The organism is Paenibacillus sinensis, from assembly GCF_019904155.1.
GTDB classification, from domain to species: domain Bacteria; phylum Bacillota; class Bacilli; order Paenibacillales; family Paenibacillaceae; genus Paenibacillus_AQ; species Paenibacillus_AQ sinensis.
Map to the genome: position 1 here is coordinate 72,684 of NZ_JAHCMB010000159.1, position 23,731 is coordinate 96,414.

The following is a 23,731-nucleotide window of genomic DNA, read 5'->3' on the forward strand; positions in this document are numbered from 1 at the left end:
CTCCCGGACAGAGTCGAAAAAATTCACAAGTCAGCCTGTTCGTACTTCTGGAAGGAGGAACAATGATGATCAAATGGAGACTGGCCTTTCAGCTCCAGTATTACCGCGTGCTGTTTCTGCTGGGACTGAAAAGCCAGGAAATCTACTATATCGGCGGAAGCGAGGCGCTGCCCCCGCCGCTGACCCGGGAAGAGGAGGATTATTTGCTTCAGCGGCTGCCGAGCGGCGATTCCGCCGTCAGAGCCATGCTGATCGAGCGGAATCTGCGTCTGGTTGTCTATATCGCACGCAAATTCGAGAATACCGGCATCAATATCGAGGACCTGGTCTCCATCGGTGCGATCGGCCTCATCAAGGCGGTCAATACCTTCGATCCCGAGAAGAAGATCAAACTGGCGACATATGCGTCCCGCTGTATCGAGAATGAAATCTTGATGTACCTGAGACGCAACAACAAGACGCGCAGCGAGGTGTCTTTTGACGAGCCGCTGAACATCGACTGGGACGGCAACGAGCTGCTGCTCTCGGATGTGCTGGGGACGGAGAACGACACCATTTACCGGAATATTGAGGAACAGGTGGACCGCAAGCTGCTGCAAAAGGCGCTGGAGAAGCTGAGCGAGCGCGAACGGCTCATTATGGAGCTGCGCTTCGGGCTTCGGGGCGGAGAGGAGAAGACGCAGAAGGATGTTGCGGATCTTCTCGGCATTTCCCAGTCCTATATTTCCCGTCTCGAAAAAAGAATCATCAAGCGCCTCCGCAAGGAGTTCAACAAGATGGTGTAAACCGGTTGGATGATGATCCGGAGCTTTAGATCAAGGGACACGCACCCAGGAATCCGATGGCTCTGCTGAGGGGTACAAGCAAGGAATAAAATGGCCTGCCGGGGAGATAATGTACAGTAATGTTTCTCCTTGGGAGGTTAATCATCATGACCCGAAACAAAGTCGAGATATGCGGGGTGGACACCGCCAAGCTGCCCGTTCTGACGAATGTGGAAATGCGCGAGCTGTTCACTTTGCTGCAGCAGCAGGGCGAGAAATCCGCCCGAGAGAAATTGGTTAACGGCAACCTGAGGCTGGTCCTCAGCGTCATTCAGCGGTTCAATAACCGGGGGGAATATGTGGATGACCTGTTTCAAGTGGGCTGCATCGGGCTCATGAAGGCCATCGATAATTTTGATCTGTCGCAGAACGTTAAATTTTCCACTTACGCCGTTCCGATGATTATCGGCGAGATTCGCAGGTACTTAAGAGACAACAATCCGATTCGCGTCTCGCGTTCCCTCAGGGACATCGCCTACAAGGCGCTGCAGGTTCGGGACAGCCTGACCAATCAGAATTCGCGGGAACCCACCATTTTTGAAATATCGGAAGCGCTTGGTGTTCCCAAAGAGGATGTGGTCTTCGCGCTGGATGCGATTCAAGACCCCGTATCCCTCTTCGAGCCGATCTATCACGACGGGGGCGACCCCATTTATGTGATGGACCAGATCAGCGACGACAAGAACAAGGACGTCTCCTGGATTGAGGAAATCGCCCTGCGGGAAGCAATGCAGCGTCTCGGACAGCGCGAGAAACGTATTTTATCGATGCGCTTCTTTGAGGGCAAGACCCAGATGGAGGTGGCTGAGGAAATCGGCATTTCCCAGGCCCAGGTCTCCCGTCTGGAGAAATCGGCGATCCAGCAGATGCAGAAACATGTGAAATCCTAAGTAAATACTGAGCGCAGTCTATTCAATCCCACCCGGGGCTTTCCCGAAGGTGGGGTTGTTTTTTTAATGAATGCGTCCAAGCCGCCTGAACATATAGTTAAGATATACATTTGCAAGAGGTGGGGGACATGAATCAGGAAACGACGTCTGGGGGTAAAAAAATGAGGATATCCGACTTCCAGGCCAAGGACGTCATTAACGTTGTCGACGGACGGCGGCTGGGCCAGATCAGTGATCTGGAGCTCGATCTTCGGCGGGGCGTTATCGAGGCGATCGTTGTGCCAGGCTATACAAGGTTTCTCGGACTGTTCGGCGGAGGCGCGGATCTCGTAATCCCTTGGCGGAATATCGTCAAAATCGGCTCCGATGTTGTTCTGGTCAAAATGGAGGAGCCGCGTCCTTTACAGGAAACCGAGGACCGGGAGATTCTGGTGCTGCAGCGTGAAGACCGGAATGAGCGAAGCGAACGAAATGAACGGAATGAGCGCCGCGCCTATTAACAATGCCAGAGTCACGAGGAAACCTGGCTCCTTCTTTTTTCGTATGAACAAGGAAGCTGTATGAAGCCGAATCGTGACTTGTGATACACTTAAAGGCGGGGTGAGAGAATGGAACCATTTGTTAGGCTGAAAAAAGAGCCGGCTCTTTATGAGCTTCGGCCGTGGAGCGGGCTTTATCCGGGCATCGTTGCGGGCTTCACCGGCAGGAGCGGCGGTTTCAGCGCTGAACCATACGACAGTTTGAACTGCGCCTTTCATGTCGGAGACATCCCGGAGGATGTCATCTCGAATCGGGAGACGGTCGCCGGGGCTCTCGGCTTTGCGCTGAAAGACTGGACATGTGGCGAGCAGGTACACGGAGCGGACATCGCGGTTGTCAGAGAGGAAGACAGAGGGAAGGGCAGCCTGGATCAGTCTTCGGCCTTTCAGAACACAGACGGACTGTTGACAGATGTACCCGGCGTGCTGCTGACCTCCTTCTATGCGGACTGCGTGCCGCTCTATTTCTGCGATCCCGCAGCGGGCGCCGTCGGCCTTGCCCACGCAGGCTGGAAAGGTACGGTCGCCGAAATCGCGCTGGCCATGGTCCGCCGGATGGAGGAGACCTACGGAAGCAGACCGGAGGATATCCACGCCGCAATCGGTCCAAGCATCGGAGGCTGCTGCTACGAGGTCGACGACTTCGTTATGGACCGCGTCCGTGCGCTGGAGGACAGCTTGCCGCAAGTGGAAAAAGGCGCGGAGCGCCTATACAGCCCTTCGGGAGCGAACACCGGCAAAAAGCTGCTTAACTTGAAAGAATTGAACCGACGCATTATGATAAAAGCAGGAATATTGACGACTCATATCGAAACTACATCTTGGTGTACAAGCTGTAATCGCGATTTGTTCTTCTCCTTCCGCAAGGAAAATGGAGTGACGGGACGAATGGCGAGTTTGATCGGAATAAAGGAGAGTTGACCGTTGTCCTCGACATTGCAGGAAAGAATAGCCGAAGTCAGCCGGCGCGTTAAGCGCGCCTGCGAAAGATGCGGACGCAGCAGCCAGGACGTCAGAGTAATCGCCGTGACCAAATATGTGTCGCTCGAGATGACGTCTGCCGTACTGGATGGCGGGCTTCAGGATATCGGAGAGAGCCGCTGGCAGGATGCGGAGAGCAAGTGGAAGGCGCTCGGGAACCGGGGGACCTGGCATTTTATCGGGCATCTGCAGACTAATAAGGTAAAAGACGTTATCGGCAAGTTTCAATATATTCACTCGCTGGACCGGCTGTCGCTGGCGAAGGAGCTTCAGCGCAAGGCGGAGGCGTCCGGCATTGACGTCAAGGTGTTTATTCAGGTGAACATCTCCGGCGAGGATACCAAGTTCGGGCTGGAGCCGGAGAAAGTGCCTGATTTTTTGCGGGACATCGCGGGTTACGACCGTCTCAAGGTGATCGGACTGATGACCATGGCGCCGCATGAAGAAGATCCGGAGCTGACGCGGCCGGTCTTCCGCGGTCTTCGCGAGCTGAGGGACAGGCTGAACGGTCTTGGACTGACGCCGGAGCCGATTACGGAGCTGTCGATGGGGATGTCGAACGATTTTGAAGTGGCGATTGAAGAAGGAGCCACCTGGGTTCGCCTGGGAACGGTATTGGTAGGCCATGAGGAGGGATCGTAATGGGCGTGATGAACCGGTTTATGAGTTTTTTGGGCCTGCAGGAAGAGGAAGAGGTTGTGGAGCGCGAGGCGCTTGCGCAGCATGAAGAGGAGGAACTGGCGCCGGCTCCGGTAGAGCACCGCAAAAATCAGCGGGCAGGCAATGTCGTCAGCATCCACTCGCAAAAGAATGTGAAGGTTGTGCTGTATGAGCCGCGGTCGTATGACGAGGCCCAGGAAATCGCCGATCATCTTCGCTCGCACCGGACCGTGGTCGTCAATCTCCAACGGGTGCGTAACGATCAAGCGATGCGGATCATCGATTTTCTGAGCGGGACGGTATACGCCCTGGGCGGCGGTATTTCCAAGATCGGCGGCAACATCTTCCTCTGCACGCCGGATACGGTGGAAATTCAGGGCTCCATTTCGGAAATCCTGGCAGACGACCAAGACTATAACAGAATGAGGTGAATGGGCGTTGCCCCAAATCTATTCCATAATCAGTATCCTGTACAATATCTATTTCTACATGATCATTTTCTATGTGCTGATGTCCTGGCTGCCCAACGTCCGCGACAACTTTATCGGAGAGCTGCTGGGCAAGCTGGTTGAACCGTATCTCCGGCCTTTCCGCCGGATCATACCGCCCCTGTTCGGTACAATCGATTTCTCACCCATCGTAGCGCTGTTTGTCCTGGAGCTGGCGATGAGAGGGCTGGTCGCGGTGCTGAACTACTTTATTGCATAGCCTATGAAGAACGATATTTACGGGCATTTTCACCCCGATGAACGGGCGTTTGTGGACCGGGCCTATGAATGGGTAGAGAACGCGGCGCGGTATCATGAAGTCAAGCTGACCGATTTTCTGGACCCGCGGCAGGGCTATATTTTGCAGACTCTGGTTAACCGGCAGCCTGACGTCCATGTTAAATGGGACGGTGGACACGAGGAAGCGGAGCGGAGAAGAGCTTTGATTGCGCCGGATTACCGCAATTTGGACAACGAGGACATGGGACTTCAGATTCTGAGCATTACACCGGAAGAACAGAAGCTATCCGATCTGGAGCATGGGGATTATATGGGTTCCCTGCTGGGACTCGGACTCAAACGCAGCAAAATCGGCGATATTCACGTCCTCCCAGGCGGCTGTCATGCCGTAGTGACGTCGGATATCGCCGATTATTTAGCTCTTCATCTGAGCAGCGTCGGCCGCGCTTCGGCAAGTGTGGATATCCTTCCCGTCTCGGCTCTGAAGAAGGCCGAGGTCAAGCTGGACCCGGTGGAGCTTACCGTCTCCTCGCTTCGCCTCGACGGCATTACCGCCGATGTGGTCCGCCTGAGCCGGAGCAAAATCCTCGCCCCGATCAAAGCGGGACGCGTGCGGGTCAATTGGAAGGTGGAGGAAGACCCTTCCAGTCATTTGAAGGAAGGCGATGTTGTCTCCGTGCAGGGCTTTGGCCGTTTCAAGATGCTTGAGGTCGGAAGCCTGACCAAGAAAGGCCGTTACCGGGTCAAAGTCGGGAAATTTGTATAAATTTCTTGCAGGAATTTCTCACGGCCTGTCGAAATTGATTAACTCTATAAGGGCAGCTAACATTTGCGGAGCTGGACGCCGATAATTGTTGGAGAGCAGATTTTCGTGAATCCGGCAGGTGAAGAGGGCCGCTCGCCCTGTCCCGAACTTGGTTGCTCAAGCTTACTTCTTCATCCTGCGGGATGAGTGGACGGCGGGGCGTAACCGGCCCGAAATTTCTAGGAGGTGCACAGCATGCCATTAACGCCGCTCGATATACACAACAAGGAGTTTGCCCGGCGGCTCCGAGGTTATGATGAAGACGAGGTCAATGAGTTTCTTGACCAGGTTATCAAGGACTACGAGAGTGTCATCCGTGAGAACAAGGAGCTTCATAACCAGCTTCTGGCGCTCCAGGAGCGGCTTGACCATTTCACGAATATCGAAGATACGCTGTCGAAGACGATCATCGTAGCCCAGGAGGCTGCCGATGAAGTGAAGAACAACGCCAAGAAGGAAGCCCAACTGATCATCAAGGAAGCGGAGAAGAACGCCGATCGGATCATCAACGAGGCGTTGTCCAAATCCCGCAAGATCGCCATCGAGACCGAAGAGCTGCGCAAGCAGGCTTCGATCTACCGGACCCGGTTCCGTACGCTTGTGGAAGCGCAGCTGGAGCTGCTGTCCCAGGATGACTGGGACGCGCTGGAGAGCCGCGAGGTCAAAGAAGAGGTATTCTAAGGGGAGTTCCAAGTCGGGACTCGCCATGAACTTATATGCAGCATGCGGCAGCGCAGCCGTATGTTATCGGTCGTACAGCATACGCCGATCGTTCCCGGAAGGGGGAGCGGTCGGCGCTTTTCGCGTTAATTGTGTTCATTAAGCGGACTTCGATCAGAAGGGGGTGAACTTGGAGGGGATGAAACAAGGCGAAGGGAAGCCTGGCTTTTTCGTAAACAGCACTGATCGGGGCAAAGACCGGAGTAATACCGGGAAGACGCAGCATGCTTGGGAATCCGCACAGACGCCCCATGACGAAGCATTCAAAAAGCTGCTGCAAACTTTTTTCGCAGAATTTCTCGAGCTGTTCCTGCCGGAGCTCGCCTGCCAGCTGGATCACGGCCACACCCGCTTTTTGCAGCAGGAACTGCTCGTTGATATTGTAGGCCAGGAAGCGCGCCAATTGGATCTGCTGCTCGAAACCCGGATTCGCGAGGGCGCCGCCTTTGTACTGGTGCACCTGGAGCCTCAATCCTACCGGGACGATGTCTTTCATGAGCGAATGTTCATCTATTTCAGCCGCTTGTTCGAAAGACATCGCAATGAATATAGACTGATCATACCCATTGCAATTTTCACAATGGACGACGAGCGGGAGGAACGGGATTCTCTCGTGATGAAATTACCTGAACACGATATTTTGCGGTTTCAATTTCTGCAGGTTAAGCTGAGGCGGAATAATTGGCGGGATTTTATCAACTCTGATAACCCGGTGGCTGCTGCACTGCTGGGAAAGATGCGATATACTAAGAAGGAAGCCAGGGAACTTCGAACGGCTTACTTGCGTATGCTGCTGCGGCTCCGCAGAGAATTGGACGACGCCAGGCTGGCCCTGATTATGTCGATCGCGGATCTGTACTACGGTCCCTCGCAGGAGGAAGACGAAGCCATTGTCCGCGAGCTGCGTGAGCATGGAGAAGAAGAGGAGGCGAGAGAAATCATGGAATTGATGCCGGCTTGGAAACGCTGGGGGTATGAGGAAGGCATTGAGCAAGGAATCGAGCAAGGCGTTGAGCAGGGGCGATTAATAGAGAAAGAAAAGGTAGCCCGGAACCTGATTTCGCTCGGACTCGATACTCCGACAATCGTCAAGACGACAGGGTTGGATTGTCAGCGGATTGAAGCGATTCGCCAAAAGACTAAATAATGACTATATCGCCTGCCTGTTGACATTTAACGTCAAAGAGGCTATAACTATAACATATCTGAAACGTAACATATGAATTCGATGACGGGACAAGTACGCCATGGCTGTGATCCCCAGAGAGTCGGCATCTTGCTGCAAGCCGATGTTCATCCCATGCCGGAATATCTTCCCCAAGAAGCGAGTCTGAAGCGGACACCAAGTCTGTGCGTAAGGCGAGCCGTTAACCGGACGTTACACCGGACCCGCGTAACTTGCGCGGGAGCTGAGATCGCGATTGTCTCGGGCCGTTCAGGCTGAGTCAGCGCGGAATTAGGGTGGTATCGCGAGCGTCGCCTCGCCCCTTAGGGGGCGGGGCGTTATTTGCGTTTGCGGGGCGACATCCCCCTAAATCCCCCTTTGTAAGGGGGACCCCAAGGGCTGCGCCCTCTGGACACCCGCAATTTTTGGTTGTTCAGCGGGGTGTGGCGCACTTGGGGGAGGGGTGTGGTGCGGGGAGCGGCCTTTCTCGCGCATTCCCCTGGCGGGGAACGCGCTCGTGGCCTTACATGCGCTGTCCGGCAGCGCGCGTCCCCACCCCGCGCGCCTGAGGCCCCTCGCGAAGCTGCCCCTAGCGGGGAGCGCAGCTCGGGTGCCACAGTAGAGCGGCCGCTTGCGGCAAGCGGGCATACCGCCAACGCAACTCAAACCCCGCCTCTGCCCCGGATATCGACAACTTTCCGGGTGTCCAGAGGGCGGGAGCCCTTGGAGTCCCCCTTGGCAAGGGGGATTGAGGGGGATCGACAAGGGATCGAAATTTTTAAGGAGTTGACTTAGGATGCAAAAAGTAGATATCAAAGAAAAAGCGCGAGACCGTGACGTCCGCATCTTGAAGAAATGGAACGAGGAGAATACATTCCGCAGATCGATTGATAACCGCGAAGGCAAGCCGAACTATGTTTTCTACGAAGGCCCGCCGACTGCTAACGGCGCGCCGCATATCGGTCATGTGCTGGGTCGCGTAATCAAGGACTTCATCGGCCGCTATCAGACGATGAAGGGCTATCGCGTCGTCCGCAAAGCAGGCTGGGATACGCACGGCCTGCCGGTCGAGCTGGGCGTGGAGAAACAGCTCGGCATCTCCGGCAAGCAGGAGATCGAAGCTTATGGCGTGGAGAAATTCATCAAGAAGTGTAAAGACAGCGTCTTTAACTACGAGAAGCAGTGGCGCGAATTTACGGAAGCGATCGGGTACTGGACCGATCTCGACAACCCATACGTGACCCTGAACAACACCTACATCGAGAGCGTATGGAACATTCTGGCGACGGTTCATGACAAAGGACTGCTGTACCGCGGGCACCGCGTCAGCCCTTACTGCCCAAGCTGCCAGACGACGCTGAGCTCGCATGAAGTGGCGCAAGGCTATAAGACCGTCAAGGACCTCAGCGCCACAGCCAAATTCAAGCTGGATGACAGCGGTGAATATGTGTTGGCTTGGACGACGACGCCTTGGACGCTGCCGGCGCATATGGCGCTTGCGGTTAATCCGGAAATGGATTATGTGCGCGTCGAGCAGGAAGACGGCGTATACATCATGGCCAAGAATCTGGTCGAAGAAGTTGCCAAAGGCGACCACAAGGTGCTGTCCGAGCTGAAAGGCTCCGAACTGGTCGGCAAAACATACCAGCCGCCGTTCAGCTATATCAAGGCCGAGCGCAGCAATGTCATCGTCGGCGCTTCGTTCGTAACGGATGCCAGCGGTACCGGTATCGTACACATGGCACCGGCACACGGCGAGGATGACTACAAGACCTGCCGCGAGAACGGCATCAGCTTCGTGAACGTAGTTGACGCTTCGGGCAAGTACACGGATATGGTAACGGATTTTGCCGGACGCTTCGTGAAGGACTGCGACCTTGACATCGTCAAGGCGCTTTCGGAGAAAGGATTGCTCTACGGCAAGGAAAAATACGAGCACAGCTATCCGTTCTGCTGGCGCTGCGATACCCCGCTGCTGTATTACGCAACGGACAGTTGGTTTATTGCCACAACGGCCATCAAGGATCAGCTGATCGCCAACAACAATGGCGTAGACTGGTATCCGGGACATGTACGCGAAGGCCGTTTCGGCAAGTTCCTCGACGAGCTTGTGGATTGGAACATCAGCCGCAACCGCTATTGGGGCACTCCGCTGAACGTCTGGGTCTGCCAGGAGACGGGCAAGGAATTCGCGCCGCACAGCATTGCACAGCTGAGAGAAATGGCCATCGGCGATGTGCCGGAGGACATCGAGCTGCATAAGCCGTATGTGGATGAAATCAAGCTGCGCAGCCCGTTCAAGGAAGGCGCGGAAATGGTCCGCACCTCCGAAGTGATCGACGTCTGGTTCGACAGCGGCTCGATGCCGTTCGCGCAGAGCCATTATCCGTTCGAGAACGAGGATAAGCTGGAGGATCAGTATCCGGCGGATATGATCTGCGAAGGCATCGACCAGACGCGCGGCTGGTTCTACAGCCTGCTGGCGGTGTCCACGCTGTTCAAGGGCAAGGCGCCTTACAAAGCGGTTATCGCAACCGGCCACATTCTCGACGAGAACGGCCAGAAGATGTCCAAATCCAAGGGCAATGTCATCAACCCTTGGGATATCATGAATGAATATGGCACCGACGCCTTCCGGTGGGCAATTCTGTCGGACAGCGCGCCGTGGAACAACAAGCGTTTCTCCCGCGGCCTTGTGGGAGAGAGTAAATCCAAGGTCGTCGACACGCTGGTCAACACCCATTCGTTCCTGACCTTGTATGCCGGAATTGACGGCTACGATCCGGCCCAGCATCCTTTTAAGCTCTCGAACCACAAGCTGGATCGCTGGATTCTGTCCCGTCTGAACAGCCTGATCCTGGTCGTGGACAAAGGACTTGCGGTCAATGACTTCGTCAACTCATCCAAAGCGATTGAGAACTTCATCGACGAGCTGAGCAATTGGTATATCCGCCGTTCGCGCGACCGGTTCTGGGGCAGCGGTCTCGGCGAAGAGAAGCTGGACGCTTACCGCACGCTGACTCATGTTCTGCTGACGACTGCGAAGATTGTGGCGCCGTTCATGCCGATGCTGGCCGAGGATATCTTCGTCAACCTGGGCGGAGGCGAAAGCGTGCATCTGGCCGACTATCCGGCTGCGGACGAGAGTCTGATCGATACGGAGCTGGAGCGGAGTATGGAGAGCGCGCGGAACATCGTCGAGCTGGCGCGCAATGTCCGGAACGAGACGGGAATCAAGACCCGGCAGCCGCTGTCCGAGCTCATCGTTTCGATTGACCAGAGCTTCAGCGTTGCGGATTACGAGGAAATCATCAAGGATGAGATCAACGTCAAGAACATCGTGCTGGAGACGAGCGACAGCGGATTTGTCGATTTCACGCTCAAGCTGAACCTGAAGGTCGCCGGTAAAAAATACGGCAAAAACGTCGGCTTCATCCAGGGCTTCCTGAAGTCCATGGACAGCGACGCAACCCGTGAGGCGGTTCAAAGCGGTCAACTGTCGCTCACTTCACCGGAAGGCGAGGAACTGAAGATCACCGCGGATGAGCTGCTGATCGACAAGCAGGCCAAGCCGGGCTTCGCTTCCGCTTCCGGCTACGGAATCACTGTAGCGCTGAATACGGAAATTACGCCGAAGCTTGAGCAGGAAGGCTGGGTTCGCGAAGTGATCCGTGCAGTGCAGGATTACCGCAAACGGCTCGATCTGCCGATCGACAAGCGCATAGCGCTGTCGCTTAATGTGGATGCCGAGCTGAAAGAGGCGGTTGCCGCTTTTGAAAATGTCCTGAGAGAGAATGTCCTCGTGACGACTGTCAGTTTCATTGACGATCTGGTGCCGGAGACGGTAGATATCGGCGGCAAAACAATCGGGATTCTGATCGGGTAAAGACGGCGAATGACCTGTCCCCAAAGCGCATATACTAGGGAAGAAAGGTTCGCAGACGTATAACTTGCGGGGGAGCGGATGGAAGCTCCTGCCCGAAAGTGACGAGTCCCGGGGGAAGGAGTGCCCTCCTTCCCCCGGGCTCGTCTTACGTTGCGGCGCTAAAGGGACGGAGGCAGGAGTCATGAGTAAGCCGAACGGTCGGGAGCCAGGCCGATACCCGAAGTCCGAACAGGACAAAGGATTGAATATGCCACCGGCAAGGCAGCCCGATCTCCCTGACCCGGAGAAGCTGGACGCGGTATACCGGTTCGCGACAGGCTGGGCGCAGCGGATGGAGAAATCGCGAGTCATGGAATATACGGAGCTGCTGTATTCTCCTTGGCGGCTGATCTGGCTAAACTTGCTTTCGGGAACGGCGCGGGGGGTTGGAATCGCAATCGGGTTTACCTTTTTCGCGGCAACCATTATCTATGTACTACAGGTGCTTGGGGCTCTCAATCTGCCGATCATCGGGGATTATATCGCGGATATCGTGCGCATTGTACAGCATCAGCTTCAATTGAATACGTACTGACAGGGAGCAGCCGTACGGCTACTCCCTCTCACTTTTTCCGCCATATGGATCGAGGAGGAAATCTCCCTCTCCACTATCCAAATAGCGTTTATATTGCGGCCCCCCGATCACGGTTACTTCGGTTCCGGTAATGTCGGTGGCGATGAAGTTTTCCCAGGGCTCCACCCAGCCGTCCGGGTCATCTGCTTCGATTTCCATGTTGTTGTACGAATCGACATTGCTGCTCTCCGCCATTGCCGGGGAGTTCGAGCTTCCGTAGCTTTCGACGATCTGCCAGGCATCCTCACCGTCGAAGCCGCTGTATTCATGCTCATCCATGCTGGTTCGTCCAAAGGGCGGCGCTAAGAATTCCTCTTCCACCGGCCGGGTATGCGGCTTCTCCTGCCTTGGACTGTGGTCCTTCAGATACCGGGCGGTGGGAAGGGCGTTAAGCCGCTCATATGGGATGGGCTTGCCGGTCGCGGCGCAGATACCGTAGGTTCCGTCTTCCATAGCCTTAAGCGCTTCTTCGATCGCAATCAGCTCTAGCTCCTCGCGCTCCTGGATGGAGATATCCATGGAACGATGATAGAGATCGGTGGCGGCATCAGCCGGGTGATTATCGATTTCGGTTAAATCGCCGCTCATATCGCGCATGGAATCCTCCAGGCCATGATTGTCAAGGTCCTGCAGTCTGGAACGGATATCCTCCCGCTGCGCGATCAGGCGGCTGCGTAATTCCGCGAGCTGTTCGGGGGTCAGGTGATTCATGAGATCATCTCTCCTTTACGTCTCGGACGAACGCCGCTGAGGTGGCGCATATGCGGCCTTGTCTTCTTTGCTTAGGGTAGCCGTTTAACGCCTCTTTTACTAAATCAACATTTTCATGCCTTTCCCAAAATAACCTGACGAACAGGCCCAATGGACGGGTTCTCAAGGCCTGTGCTACAATATATAAGCCGCAATATGCATTTGAATCGGCTTCAAAAGGGACAATTAGAACGGAGTGACGAACTGAAGTGATCTATTATCTGATCGCGCTGATTATGTTTCTGCTTGACCAGGGAACCAAATATTTGATTTCCACCCGCCTTGCAATCGGTGAACAAATTCCGGTGATCGGGAACTTTTTTGTCATTACCTCGCACCGAAACCTTGGCGCCGCGTTCAGCATTCTGCAGAACCAGCGCTGGTTCCTCGTTGTGGTCACGATTGTCGTATTGGCAGGTATCGTATGGTATATAAACAAGCTGAAAAATACGCGGCGTCTGCTGTCCACAGCGCTTGCACTTGTGCTCGGGGGTGCGTTCGGCAATTTTATCGACCGGCTGCTGACAGGCAAGGTTGTCGATTTTCTGATGTTCAACTTCGGCAGCTATACGTTCCCGATCTTTAATGTCGCGGATTCCTGTATTGTCATCGGGGTTGCCCTGATCATTCTGGACTCTCTGCTGGATATGCGGGGCAGCCAGACGGAAGTGGTCGAAGTGAAGGAAACTAACGATCCGCAGGGAAAGGAATGAAGCGCTTTGGTTAAGGACGACCGCAATGAGCGGATGGAGGACGAGGCCGCAGAAGCTGCGGTGGCCATCTGGACCGTTCAGGAGGAGTACGCCCGCGAACGCATCGACAAATATATAACCGAGTCTTGGGAGGAGGAAATCTCCCGCTCTCAGGTACAGCAATGGATTGAAGGCGGATACGTAACGGTCGGAGGGCGTCCGGTCAAAGCCAATTACAAGCTGGCAGCCGGGGATGAAATTGCCGTTACCGTTCCTGAGCCTGCGGCGTCGGAGCTGACGCCTGAAGCGATCCCGCTGGACGTTGCTTATGAAGATTCGGACGTGATCGTCGTCAACAAGCCGCGCGGCATGGTTGTGCATCCGGCTGCCGGTCATCCCTCGGGAACTCTTGTCAATGCCCTGATGTACCATTGCAAGGATTTATCGGGCATAGGCGGCGAGATTCGGCCGGGCATTGTCCACCGGATCGACAAGGATACGTCGGGCCTTATTATGGCGGCGAAGAATGATGCCAGCCACAATTCGCTGGCGGCGCAGCTGAAGGCCCATAGCGTGACCCGCCAGTACTTGGCAGTTGTTCAGGGCAATATGGCGCATGATCAGGGAACGGTGGACGCGCCGATTGGCCGTGACCCCCATGACCGCAAGCTGTATACCGTAACGGAGAAGAACAGCAAGCATGCGATTACCCATTTTACGGTGCTGGAACGGTTCGGCGATTGTACGCTGCTGCAGCTGCAGCTGGAGACCGGGCGGACACATCAAATCCGCGTGCATATGAAATTCATCGGTCACCCGCTGGTGGGAGACCCGGTATACGGGCGGAGCAAAGGTATCCACATGGAAGGCGGACAGGCTCTGCACGCCGCCGTACTGGGGTTTGTGCATCCGTCCTCGGGAGAGTATCTGGAGTTCTCCGCACCGCTGCCGGGGGATATGGAAGAACTGCTGATCCGGCTGCGGAGCAGATAAGTACAAATCAACAGCCGATTTGTCCATTCAATTGACGCCGGGATTGCGGCATAGTTGAAGTGCAGGATTTGAGCTGGAAGTCAGTCTGCGACATCGTGGACTCATCTATATTAAATAGCCAGGAGTGAGGACGTTCTCATGAGTATCGAACAATATCAGAACACGTATATTCAGAATAACTTTGCTGACCGGATCGGCGGAGCGAACTATGGCAAGGACACCAACATTTACAAATTCGAGAAGATCAAACGTGCCAAAGCTTCGGCGAAGAAGGATTTTCCGGATATCGAACTGATCGATATGGGTGTAGGCGAACCGGATGAAATGGCGGATGCGGGTATTGTCGCCAAGCTTGCGGAAGAAGCGGCCAAGGAAGAGAACCGCGGATATGCCGACAACGGAATTGCCGAATTCAAGGAAGCGGCAGCCAAATATCTGAAGGAAGTCTTTAATGTAGACGGAATCAATCCGGAGACGGAAGTGCTGCACTCCATCGGTTCCAAGCCGGCGTTGGCGATGCTGCCGTCCGCTTTTATCAACCCGGGCGACATTACGATCATGACGATTCCGGGATATCCGGTGCTGGGCACGCATACGAAATATTTGGGTGGCCAGGTGTATACCGTCGAGCTTAAGAAAGAGAATAACTTCCTCCCGGACCTAAGCTCCATTCCGGAAGAGATCGCCTACAAGGCGAAGCTGATCTATCTGAACTACCCGAACAATCCGACGGGCGCAAGCGCGACTCCTGAGTTTTTTGCCGAGGTGGTAGCCTGGGCCAAGAAGTATAACGTCGTCGTTATTCATGATGCTCCTTATGCCGCATTGACCTATGACGGTCTGAAGCCGCTCAGCTTCCTGTCCGTTCCGGGGGCGAAGGACGTGGGCGTCGAGCTGCACTCCCTGTCCAAATCGTACAACATGACCGGCTGGAGAATCGGGTTCGTTGCCGGCAATCCGCTGATCGTGAAGGCGTTCGGCGACGTTAAGGATAACAATGACTCCGGTCAGTTCATCGCGATCCAGAAGGCGGCAGCTTTCGGTCTGGCTCATCCGGAAATTACCGAAGCGATTGCAGCCAAGTATTCCCGCCGTCACAACCTGCTGGTTGACGCGCTGAACAGTCTTGGTTTCAAGGCCGAGAAGCCGAAGGGCTCTTTCTTCCTGTATGTAGAAGCTCCTAAGGGCGTCAAGAACGGCCGCCGCTTCGAATCCGGCGAAGATTTCTCCCAATATCTGATCCGCGAGAAGCTGATCTCCACGGTGCCGTGGGATGACGCCGGCGCATTCGTGCGCTTCTCCGTTACCTTCGTCGCCAAGGGCGAAGAAGAAGAGCTGCGGGTCATTTCCGAAATCAAACGCCGCCTGAGCGATGTTGAGTTTGAATTTTAAGATCAAATAACATAAGGCGCCTCGGTCCTTTGGACTTGGGCGCTTTTCTTTTTCCCCCGCCAAAATAATTCCCTCGAATTTCGAATTAATACCGCGTATGATCCCGGGCTGACGGGTAAATATATTGATATAACCAACTGGGATAACATCATTCTGAGCCATATATGGTCACTTTGATATCGCTTCGTGGATTTATGCAAAATGCTCGAGTAATAGTTGACATGTCCCGTTCGGTCTGTCATAATCGTAACGATAAATGAATAGCGCCTTTAAATCAGTCCCGTGAGGCTGGCAAGGTTACGTGAATCGAGGTTCGCGGTTTTATAGAAGAAATCCGTCTGTCTGTACGGAGTTCTTTTGCTGCGCACCCACCATCACTCTACATTCGCGGATTCCACTCCTTGCCCGGTTCGGGCAAGGAGTTTTTTGATTCCCGGGTGTTTAGGGGACGGGCGCTGAAGTCCTGGAGGCTGGCAAAGCATGATAACCGAGAAGAACGTCATTATGGATGAAACGGCGATCCGCAGAGCGCTGTCGCGCATTGCTCACGAAATCCTGGAGAAGAACAAGGGGATTGAGGACTGTGTGCTGATCGGCATCCGCACCAGGGGCGTATATCTGGCCCGGCGAATTGCGGATCGGATCAAGGAGATCGAAGGAGCGGATGTTCCCTGCGGCGAGCTCGATGTCACGCCTTACCGCGATGACCTTGAGAAGACCACCGGCGGAGGGAGCCGCGAGGAGAACGGCAGTCTGCTGATCCCTGCGGGTGTCTTCGGCACCAGGGACAAGAAGATTATCTTGTTCGACGACGTCCTCTACACGGGGCGGACAATCCGGGCAGCGATGGACGCTCTGATGGACTGCGGGCGGCCGCGGATGATCCAACTGGCGGTTCTGGCTGACCGTGGACATCGGGAAGTGCCGATCCGTCCGGATTACGTGGGCAAGAACGTACCGACCTCAAAGCATGAATCGATTGAAGTGGCGCTTAAGGAAGTTGACGGCATTGACGAAGTGCACATCATTTCGAACTGGGAGGCAAAATAACATGATGACAGCGACCACAGTGAAGGAGCGCAGTCTGCTGGGGCTGAAAGGCCTCGACCGGAGCGAGATTACGGCGATTTTGGACAGGGCTTCCTATTGGGACAAGCAGACGGAGAAATTGAATCCGGTACTGGCCTCGAAATTTGTATCCAACATGTTCTTCGAGAACAGCACGAGAACCCGGTTCTCGTTCGAGATGGCCGAGAAGCGCCTGGGCGCCCAGGTACTGAACTTCGCGGCTGCCGCCTCAAGCGTCGAGAAGGGCGAGTCGATCTACGACACAGTCCGCACACTGGAATCGATGGGCATCGACGCCGGAGTCATCCGCCTCAAGCCGACCGGCGTGCTGCAGCAGCTCTCCGAGAAGGTATCTGTTCCGTTGATCAATGCAGGAGACGGCAACAACGAACATCCTACCCAGGCGCTGCTCGACATGTTCACCATGATCAAGACCTTCGGTGAGATCAAGGGACTGACGGTCTCCATTATCGGAGACATTATGCATAGCCGGGTAGCGAGATCGAATCTGTGGGGGCTGACCGAGATGGGGGCCAAGGTTCAGTTCTGCGCACCCGATAACATGAAGGCGCCGGAGCTTGCGGAGCATGCACCATATGTCACGATTGACGAGGCGCTGAAAGCGGATGTCGTCATGATGCTTCGTGTGCAGCTGGAACGTCACGCGGGCGGCATGATCAAATCGGCTGAAGACTACCGGGAGCACTTCGGCCTGACGGAAGAACGGGCGGCCCGGCTTGGAAGCGGAACGGTGATTATGCATCCGGCGCCGGTTAACCGCAACGTGGAAATCGACGACGCAGTCGTCGAAAGCGCCAAATCGCTGATCTTCCCGCAGATGTCCAACGGCGTCCCGGTGCGGATGGCGGTTATCGAGCGGGCAATTCGGTAGGGATGTGCATAAGGGTTAATAAATATACACATAGATGAATTTTTATTATATAATAATGAAAGAGCCCGGATGAATCCGTCGCGGGCGACAAAGGAGAAGCGTGAACGTGATTATCAAAAATGCCAGCGTGTTGAATGCAGAAGGCGGCCTTGAACGCAAGGCTGTCGTGATTGAGAACGGATCTATCTCCTCCATTGTGGATGACAGCGAAGCGGTACAGGGCGGCGAAGTGATCGACGCAGGCGGCAAGCTGCTCATCCCTGGACTGATCGATATGCACGTCCATCTTCGCGAACCGGGCTTCGAGCATAAAGAGACGATCGAGACAGGCAGCCGGTCAGCAGCGAAGGGCGGCTACACGACGATCGCCTGCATGCCGAACACCAAGCCGGTGACGGACTCTCCGGAAGTCGTGACCTTCATTAAGAATAAGGCCCGCGAGGCCGGACTGGTCAAGGTTCTGCCTTACGCCGCGATCACGCAGGAACAGAAGGGCGGAGAGCTGACGGATTTCGCAGCGTTGAAAGAGGCCGGAGCCATCGGCTTTACCGATGACGGAGTAGGCGTTCAGACTGCGCAGACGATGAAAGACGCCATGGCCCTTGCGGCCGGAATGAATATGCCGGTTATCGCGCACTGCGAGGACAACTCGCTGGTGGTTGGAGCGCCGGTCGCCGAAGGAAGCTTCGCCCGTAAGCACGGACTCAAGGGCATTCCGAACGAATCGGAGGCCATCCACGTCGGACGGGATATTTTGCTGGCCGAGGCGACGGGCGTGCATTACCATGTCTGCCATGTGAGCACCGAGCAGTCGATCCGGTTGATCCGCCAGGCGAAGCAAATCGGCATTAATGTGACTTCAGAGGTATGCCCGCATCATCTTCTCCTGTCGGAGGAGGACATCCCGGGTCTTGACGCCAACTGGAAAATGAACCCTCCGCTGCGTTCCCGCCGCGATGTGGAAGCATGCATTGAGGCGCTTCTGGACGGGACGATCGACATTATCGTCACCGACCATGCGCCGCACAGCGCCGAGGAGAAAGCCAAGAGCATGCAGCTGGCTCCGTTCGGTATCGTAGGCTTCGAGACTGCCTTCCCGCTGATGTATACGAAATTCGTGACCACGGGTCAAATGAGCCTGGCTCTTCTCGTGCAGCGGATGACAGCCGATCCGGCGCGGGTATTCTCGCTGAATGCCGGCGAGCTGAAGCCGGGCGCTCCTGCGGACTTGACACTGATCGATCTGGATACGGAGAAGAAAGTCGATCCGGAGAGCTTCGCCAGCAAAGGCCGCAATACGCCATTTACGGGCTGGAAGCTTAAAGGCTGGCCGGTCATGACCGTGAATGACGGCCGGATCGTATGGAGTGAATAGCCGGAAGCTTGGCTGAAGAATGAAGCCGGACTGAAGGTACAGGGAACGCCCTGGGACAACGTACGGGCGCTCCGATATGAGATACAAGACATTCATGCTGCCTTTCGAGAAGCATCGGATGATGGAATATCGTGGGGAACTCTCAATTTTACATTACAGAATGAAGAGGAGTGGGATGAAGAATGCAGGCAAGATTGCTGCTTCAGGACGGAACGCTGTTTACCGGCACCGCATTCGGCGCTGAGGGCGAGAAGACCGGCGAGGTCGTTTTTAATACAGGGATTACAGGCTACCAGGAGGTGCTGTCCGATCCTTCGTACTGCGGACAGATCGTGACGATGACCTACCCGCTGATCGGGAACTATGGCATTACGCGTGACGACTTCGAATCCGTGCGCCCATTCGTTCACGGCTTCGTCGTGCGCCGTCATGAGAGTGTGCCGAGCAACTGGCGCGCCGAGTACAGCGTCGACGATCTGCTGAAGGAGTACGGCATTCCGGGCATCAGCGACATCGATACCCGGATGCTTACCCGGATCATCCGCCATTACGGCACGATGAAAGCCATCATCACCACTTCGAACAAGCCGGTCCAAGAGCTCATGGAAATGATGAACGATACGACGATTGCCGAGCTTCGCAACCAGGTGGCCCGCACCTCGACGGCCAGCGCCTACAGCAGCCCGGGCACGAAGGAAAAGATCGTGCTGGTCGACTACGGCGCCAAGACGGGGATTCTGCGTGAACTCAATAACCGCGGCTGCGACGTGATCGTCGTTCCGCACAATGTAACGGCTGACGAAATCCGCCGGATCAATCCGGACGGCATTCTGCTGTCGAACGGTCCCGGGGACCCCAAAGATGTGCCGTATGCTGCCAAGACGATCGCCGAGCTGCTAGGCGACTATCCGATCTTCGGCATCTGCCTGGGCCATCAGCTGTTCGCCCTGGCTTGCGGCGCCGATACCGAGAAGCTGAAATTCGGACATCGCGGCGGCAACCATCCCGTGAAGGAGCTGGAGAGCGGACGCTGCTACATCACGTCCCAGAATCATGGGTACACCGTTAATGAAGAGTCCGTCAAGAGCACGGAGCTTGAAATTACACATATCAACAACAACGACAAGACGATCGAAGGTCTGAAGCACAAGCGGTTCCCTGCCTTCTCTGTGCAGTATCATCCGGAAGCAGCGCCTGGACCGCATGACAGCGGCTATCTGTTCGACCGGTTCCTTGAAATGATTGCACAGCACAAAAAGAACACTCCAGCCGTGTCCCGTCAGGCGCAGCTTGCCGCGAATGCCCGGAACTCGGCCTCTACAACGAAACCACAGCTTGAAGCCGTGAAAGGAGCCTATTAATCGAATGCCTAAGAACGATAAGCTTAAGAAAATTCTCGTGATCGGCTCTGGTCCGATCGTTATCGGCCAGGCGGCCGAATTCGACTACGCCGGAACACAAGCCTGCCAGGCGCTGAAGGAAGAAGGCGTAGAGGTAATCCTGATCAACAGCAACCCGGCGACTATCATGACCGACACCAACATGGCGGACAAAGTCTATATCGAGCCGATTACACTCGACTTCGTGACTGGCATCATCCGCCAGGAGCGTCCGGACGGACTGCTGCCGACCCTCGGGGGACAGACGGGCCTTAACATGGCCGTTGAGCTGGCGCGCGCCGGTGTGCTGGAGCAGGAGAACGTCAAGCTGCTGGGCACCCAGCTTCATTCCATCGAGAAAGCCGAGGACCGCGACCTGTTCCGCGAACTGATGCGCGAGCTGGAGCAGCCGGTGCCGGAGAGCACAATCGTGACGACGCTGGAAGAAGCGCTGGACTTCGCCGGAGAAATCGGTTACCCGGTTATAGTTCGTCCGGCTTACACGCTGGGCGGAACAGGCGGCGGCATTTGCGCGGACGAAGATGAGCTGCGCGAGACGGTTAAATCCGGTATCCGCTACAGCCCGATCGGCCAGTGTCTGATCGAGAAGAGCATCGCCGGCATGAAAGAAGTCGAATATGAAGTCATGCGCGATGCGAACGATAACTGCATCGTGGTCTGCAACATGGAGAACTTCGATCCGGTCGGCGTGCATACGGGTGACAGTATCGTTGTGGCTCCGAGCCAGACGCTGTCCGATCGCGAGTATCAGATGCTGCGCAGCGCTTCCCTGAAGATCATCCGCGCTCTGAACATCGAAGGGGGCTGCAATGTGCAGTTCGCGCTCGATCCGCAGAGCTACCAATACTATGTTATCGAAGTAAATCCCCGCGTCAGTCGCTCTTCGGCGCTGGCCTCCAAAGCGACCGGCTATCCGATCGCCAAGATGGCGGCCAAGATCGCGCTCGGCTACACGCTGGATGAAATCGTCAACCCGGTAACGGGTCAGACCTATGCCTGCTTCGAGCCGACGCTGGACTATATCGTCAGTAAAATACCGCGCTGGCCGTTCGACAAGTTCATCTATGCCAACCGCAAGCTCGGCACACAGATGAAAGCGACCGGTGAAGTTATGGCGATCGGCCGTACGTTCGAGGAATCGATCCACAAGGCGATCCGTTCGCTTGAAATCGGCGTTCACCGCTTCAACCTGCCAGGCGCCGAACAATTGGACGACGAGGTGCTGAAGACCCGTCTGGCGAAGCCGGACGATGAGCGTCTGTTCCTGATCGCCGAAGCGTTCCGCCGCGGCTACCAGCTGCAAGAGATTCAGGATATTACTCAGGTTGACTGGTGGTTCCTGGACAAAATCGAAGGCATCATCGGCTTCGAAGACCGCATCCGCGGAGAAGAAATCCTGTCGCCTCAGACGCTGTATCAGGCGAAGCGCCTTGGTTTCACAGACCGCGCGATCGCGGAACTGCGTGCAGAAGGCCAGCCGGGAGGCACTCTGACGAAGGAAGCCGAAGTGCGTGAATTCCGCCTCAGCCAGGGGCTGAAGCCGGTCTACAAAATGGTAGACACCTGCGCCGCCGAATTTGAAGCTACGACGCCTTATTACTACTCGACCTATGAAACCGAGAATGAAGTGCTTGCTTCCGACAAACAGAAGGTGATTGTGCTCGGTTCCGGCCCGATCCGCATCGGCCAGGGTATCGAGTTTGACTACTCCACCGTGCACGCAGTTTGGGCGATCCAGAAAGCGGGCTACGAAGCAGTCATCATCAACAATAACCCGGAGACCGTATCAACGGACTTCAATACCTCTGACCGCCTGTACTTCGAGCCGCTCTTCTTCGAGGATGTCATGAACGTCATCGAGCAGGAGAAGCCGATCGGTGTAATCGTTCAGTTCGGCGGACAGACAGCGATCAATCTCGCGGCTCCGCTTAGCGCTGCCGGTGTGAAGATTCTCGGCACAAGTCTGGAGAGCATCGATGAAGCGGAGGACCGCAAGCGGTTCGAAGCTCTGCTGTCCCGCCTGCATATCGCCCAGCCGAAAGGCAGCACGGTAACGACAGTCGACGAAGCGGTCGGCACGGCCCAATCGCTCGGCTATCCGGTGCTGGTGCGCCCTTCGTACGTGCTCGGCGGCCGGGCGATGGAGATCGTCTACTCCGACACGGAACTGCTGAGCTATATGAAGGAAGCGGTCAAGGTTAATCCGGAGCATCCGGTGCTGATCGACCGCTATATGCTGGGCAAGGAAGTCGAAGTCGACGCAATCTGCGACGGCGAGACCGTAGTCATTCCGGGCATTATGGAGCATGTGGAACGCGCAGGGGTCCACTCGGGCGACTCCATCGCGGTATATCCTCCGCAGCATCTGGAGGTTGGACTTCAACGGAAGATTGTAGACATCACCGTGAAGATCGCGAAGGAGCTCAAGACGATCGGGCTTGTGAATATCCAGTTCGTCATCTACAAAGGCGAAGTGTATGTCATCGAAGTTAATCCGCGCTCCTCGCGAACCGTACCGTTCCTGAGCAAGGTAACAGGCATCCCGATGGCCCACCTGGCGACCCAGGTTATCCTTGGCGGCAAGCTGAAGGACGAGGGCTATTCGGAAGGACTGTGGCCGGAGAGCGACTACGTATCCGTCAAGGTGCCGGTATTCTCCTTCGCGAAGCTGCGGAGAGTAGAACCGACGCTAGGACCGGAGATGAAATCGACCGGTGAGGTTATGGGTCGAGACAGACTGTACGCCAAGGCGCTGTACAAGGGCCTTATCGGGGCAGGCATGAAGATTCCGACGACGGGATCGATCATCGTTACTGTCGCTGACAAAGATAAAGATGTGGCCGTAGATCTCATGAAGGGCTTCCATCGTCTGGGCTACAAAATCATTGCAACCGGCGGTACGGCGCTGGCGCTGGAGCAGGCTGGCCTGAACGTAATGAACGTCAACAAAATCGGCGAAGGCGAGCCGACGATCATTGATCTCATCCGCGGCGGCCAGGCAAACTTTGTCTTCAACACGCTGACCAAGGGCAAGACGCCGGAGCGCGACGGCTTCCGCATCCGCCGCGAAGCGGTGGAGAACGGCATCGTCTGCATGACATCGCTCGATACCGTAACGGCGCTGCTGCGCATGCTGGAGACGATCAACTTCTCCTCGCAGTCGATGCCGGCTTTCGTCGGCCAATAAGCCGCATGTAACGGAAACTTGATAATCATACACCGATCAACAGGAACGGTTTGCGGGCATCGCAGACCGTTCCGCTGTGCCCGGGCCTGTTGCGGGTGCATGAAACGTTATCAGTAAAGGAGCATGAAGATGACCGGAGAGAAGGATACCGCTTCGAGCGCGCCTGTGCGT

At 55.6% G+C, this 23,731-nt stretch carries 22 protein-coding genes; 21 read left to right on the forward strand and 1 reads right to left on the reverse strand.

The features are described from left to right. Window positions 1–62 precede the first annotated feature (62 nt). The 13 genes from sigE to KIH86_RS18825 all read left to right on the forward strand — a co-directional run bounded on the left by sigE (window position 63) and on the right by KIH86_RS18825 (window position 11,772). On the forward strand, window positions 63–785 hold the full coding sequence (gene sigE / locus KIH86_RS18765) for an RNA polymerase sporulation sigma factor SigE (protein ID WP_223080639.1): 723 nt from the start codon (window positions 63–65) through the stop codon (window positions 783–785). A gap of 146 nt (window positions 786–931) precedes the next feature. Then, window positions 932–1,714 carry an RNA polymerase sporulation sigma factor SigG gene (gene sigG / locus KIH86_RS18770; RefSeq protein WP_223080640.1) on the forward strand — a complete coding sequence of 261 codons (783 nt, stop codon included), beginning with the start codon at window positions 932–934 and terminating at the stop codon, window positions 1,712–1,714. 128 nt (window positions 1,715–1,842) lie between these two features. Then, window positions 1,843–2,214 (forward strand): YlmC/YmxH family sporulation protein, encoded by a 372-nt coding sequence (locus KIH86_RS18775; protein WP_223080641.1) that lies wholly within the window; start codon window positions 1,843–1,845, stop codon window positions 2,212–2,214. A 108-nt stretch (window positions 2,215–2,322) separates the two neighbouring features. Continuing rightward, entirely contained in the window at window positions 2,323–3,174 is an 852-nt protein-coding gene (gene pgeF, locus KIH86_RS18780; protein WP_223080642.1) for a peptidoglycan editing factor PgeF, read from the forward strand. A gap of 3 nt (window positions 3,175–3,177) precedes the next feature. Next, window positions 3,178–3,876 (forward strand): YggS family pyridoxal phosphate-dependent enzyme, encoded by a 699-nt coding sequence (locus KIH86_RS18785; RefSeq protein WP_223080643.1) that lies wholly within the window; start codon window positions 3,178–3,180, stop codon window positions 3,874–3,876. Further along, window positions 3,876–4,325, forward strand: a complete 450-nt coding sequence (locus KIH86_RS18790) for a cell division protein SepF (RefSeq protein WP_223080644.1) — start codon at window positions 3,876–3,878, stop codon at window positions 4,323–4,325. The genes KIH86_RS18785 and KIH86_RS18790 overlap by 1 nt, the downstream gene beginning before the upstream one ends. A 7-nt stretch (window positions 4,326–4,332) precedes the next feature. Next, window positions 4,333–4,602 (forward strand): YggT family protein, encoded by a 270-nt coding sequence (locus tag KIH86_RS18795; protein ID WP_223080645.1) that lies wholly within the window; start codon window positions 4,333–4,335, stop codon window positions 4,600–4,602. A 3-nt stretch (window positions 4,603–4,605) separates the two neighbouring features. After that, complete coding sequence (locus tag KIH86_RS18800) at window positions 4,606–5,388, forward strand: YlmH family RNA-binding protein (protein ID WP_223080646.1); 783 nt, start codon at window positions 4,606–4,608, stop codon at window positions 5,386–5,388. Window positions 5,389–5,622: 234 nt separating this feature from the next. Further along, a complete protein-coding gene (locus KIH86_RS18805; protein WP_223080647.1) occupies window positions 5,623–6,108 on the forward strand; it encodes a DivIVA domain-containing protein in 486 nt (161 codons plus the stop codon). A gap of 178 nt (window positions 6,109–6,286) precedes the next feature. Next, window positions 6,287–7,294: an Rpn family recombination-promoting nuclease/putative transposase gene (locus KIH86_RS18810; RefSeq protein ID WP_223080648.1), complete on the forward strand. Its 1,008-nt coding sequence runs from the start codon at window positions 6,287–6,289 to the stop codon at window positions 7,292–7,294. A gap of 81 nt (window positions 7,295–7,375) precedes the next feature. Then, complete coding sequence (locus KIH86_RS18815) at window positions 7,376–7,591, forward strand: hypothetical protein (protein ID WP_223110603.1); 216 nt, start codon at window positions 7,376–7,378, stop codon at window positions 7,589–7,591. 517 nt (window positions 7,592–8,108) lie between these two features. Next, the gene (gene ileS / locus KIH86_RS18820) at window positions 8,109–11,198 is read left to right on the forward strand and encodes an isoleucine--tRNA ligase (RefSeq protein WP_223080649.1); all 3,090 of its coding nucleotides are present in this window, start codon (window positions 8,109–8,111) and stop codon (window positions 11,196–11,198) included. Window positions 11,199–11,445: 247 nt separating this feature from the next. Next, complete coding sequence (locus KIH86_RS18825; RefSeq protein ID WP_223080668.1) at window positions 11,446–11,772, forward strand: DUF5665 domain-containing protein; 327 nt, start codon at window positions 11,446–11,448, stop codon at window positions 11,770–11,772. Between the two features lie 18 nt (window positions 11,773–11,790). Here KIH86_RS18825 and KIH86_RS18830 read toward each other — a convergent pair whose 3' ends face one another. Further along, window positions 11,791–12,522, reverse strand: coding sequence for a TraR/DksA C4-type zinc finger protein (locus KIH86_RS18830; RefSeq protein ID WP_223080650.1), 732 nt, complete (start codon window positions 12,520–12,522; stop codon window positions 11,791–11,793). Between the two features lie 248 nt (window positions 12,523–12,770). Here KIH86_RS18830 and lspA point away from each other — a divergent pair, with 248 nt between their 5' ends. The 8 genes from lspA (at window position 12,771) to carB (ending at window position 23,560) form a co-directional block, all read left to right on the forward strand. Further along, window positions 12,771–13,274, forward strand: a complete 504-nt coding sequence (gene lspA / locus KIH86_RS18835) for a signal peptidase II (protein WP_223080651.1) — start codon at window positions 12,771–12,773, stop codon at window positions 13,272–13,274. Between the two features lie 33 nt (window positions 13,275–13,307). Next, entirely contained in the window at window positions 13,308–14,246 is a 939-nt protein-coding gene (locus KIH86_RS18840; RefSeq protein ID WP_223080669.1) for an RluA family pseudouridine synthase, read from the forward strand. A 138-nt stretch (window positions 14,247–14,384) separates the two neighbouring features. Next, on the forward strand, window positions 14,385–15,638 hold the full coding sequence (locus KIH86_RS18845) for an LL-diaminopimelate aminotransferase (protein ID WP_223080652.1): 1,254 nt from the start codon (window positions 14,385–14,387) through the stop codon (window positions 15,636–15,638). A 480-nt stretch (window positions 15,639–16,118) separates the two neighbouring features. Next, window positions 16,119–16,688 carry a bifunctional pyr operon transcriptional regulator/uracil phosphoribosyltransferase PyrR gene (gene pyrR / locus KIH86_RS18850; RefSeq protein ID WP_262416270.1) on the forward strand — a complete coding sequence of 190 codons (570 nt, stop codon included), beginning with the start codon at window positions 16,119–16,121 and terminating at the stop codon, window positions 16,686–16,688. 1 nt (window position 16,689) lies between these two features. Further along, window positions 16,690–17,598 carry an aspartate carbamoyltransferase catalytic subunit gene (locus KIH86_RS18855; protein ID WP_223080653.1) on the forward strand — a complete coding sequence of 303 codons (909 nt, stop codon included), beginning with the start codon at window positions 16,690–16,692 and terminating at the stop codon, window positions 17,596–17,598. Between the two features lie 100 nt (window positions 17,599–17,698). Beyond that, a complete protein-coding gene (locus tag KIH86_RS18860) occupies window positions 17,699–18,973 on the forward strand; it encodes a dihydroorotase (RefSeq protein WP_223080654.1) in 1,275 nt (424 codons plus the stop codon). A 182-nt stretch (window positions 18,974–19,155) separates the two neighbouring features. After that, window positions 19,156–20,334 carry a glutamine-hydrolyzing carbamoyl-phosphate synthase small subunit gene (gene carA, locus KIH86_RS18865; protein WP_223080655.1) on the forward strand — a complete coding sequence of 393 codons (1,179 nt, stop codon included), beginning with the start codon at window positions 19,156–19,158 and terminating at the stop codon, window positions 20,332–20,334. A gap of 4 nt (window positions 20,335–20,338) precedes the next feature. Beyond that, window positions 20,339–23,560, forward strand: coding sequence for a carbamoyl-phosphate synthase large subunit (gene carB / locus KIH86_RS18870; RefSeq protein ID WP_223080656.1), 3,222 nt, complete (start codon window positions 20,339–20,341; stop codon window positions 23,558–23,560). The last annotated feature ends 171 nt before the right edge of the window (window positions 23,561–23,731 follow it).

Coding starts and splice junctions, on each gene's coding strand:
- KIH86_RS18805 (WP_223080647.1), top strand. CDS start 5,623: ATGCCATTAACGCCGCTCGATATACACAACAAGGAGTTTGCCCGGCGG.
- KIH86_RS18810 (WP_223080648.1), top strand. CDS start 6,287: ATGAAACAAGGCGAAGGGAAGCCTGGCTTTTTCGTAAACAGCACTGAT.
- sigG (WP_223080640.1), top strand. CDS start 932: ATGACCCGAAACAAAGTCGAGATATGCGGGGTGGACACCGCCAAGCTG.
- pyrR (WP_262416270.1), top strand. CDS start 16,119: ATGATAACCGAGAAGAACGTCATTATGGATGAAACGGCGATCCGCAGA.
- sigE (WP_223080639.1), top strand. CDS start 63: ATGATGATCAAATGGAGACTGGCCTTTCAGCTCCAGTATTACCGCGTG.
- KIH86_RS18840 (WP_223080669.1), top strand. CDS start 13,308: ATGGAGGACGAGGCCGCAGAAGCTGCGGTGGCCATCTGGACCGTTCAG.
- KIH86_RS18825 (WP_223080668.1), top strand. CDS start 11,446: ATGCCACCGGCAAGGCAGCCCGATCTCCCTGACCCGGAGAAGCTGGAC.
- KIH86_RS18790 (WP_223080644.1), top strand. CDS start 3,876: ATGGGCGTGATGAACCGGTTTATGAGTTTTTTGGGCCTGCAGGAAGAG.
- carA (WP_223080655.1), top strand. CDS start 19,156: ATGCAGGCAAGATTGCTGCTTCAGGACGGAACGCTGTTTACCGGCACC.
- KIH86_RS18775 (WP_223080641.1), top strand. CDS start 1,843: ATGAATCAGGAAACGACGTCTGGGGGTAAAAAAATGAGGATATCCGAC.
- pgeF (WP_223080642.1), top strand. CDS start 2,323: ATGGAACCATTTGTTAGGCTGAAAAAAGAGCCGGCTCTTTATGAGCTT.
- ileS (WP_223080649.1), top strand. CDS start 8,109: ATGCAAAAAGTAGATATCAAAGAAAAAGCGCGAGACCGTGACGTCCGC.
- KIH86_RS18815 (WP_223110603.1), top strand. CDS start 7,376: ATGACGGGACAAGTACGCCATGGCTGTGATCCCCAGAGAGTCGGCATC.
- carB (WP_223080656.1), top strand. CDS start 20,339: ATGCCTAAGAACGATAAGCTTAAGAAAATTCTCGTGATCGGCTCTGGT.
- KIH86_RS18830 (WP_223080650.1), bottom strand. CDS start 12,522: ATGAATCACCTGACCCCCGAACAGCTCGCGGAATTACGCAGCCGCCTG.
- KIH86_RS18855 (WP_223080653.1), top strand. CDS start 16,690: ATGATGACAGCGACCACAGTGAAGGAGCGCAGTCTGCTGGGGCTGAAA.
- KIH86_RS18800 (WP_223080646.1), top strand. CDS start 4,606: ATGAAGAACGATATTTACGGGCATTTTCACCCCGATGAACGGGCGTTT.
- KIH86_RS18845 (WP_223080652.1), top strand. CDS start 14,385: ATGAGTATCGAACAATATCAGAACACGTATATTCAGAATAACTTTGCT.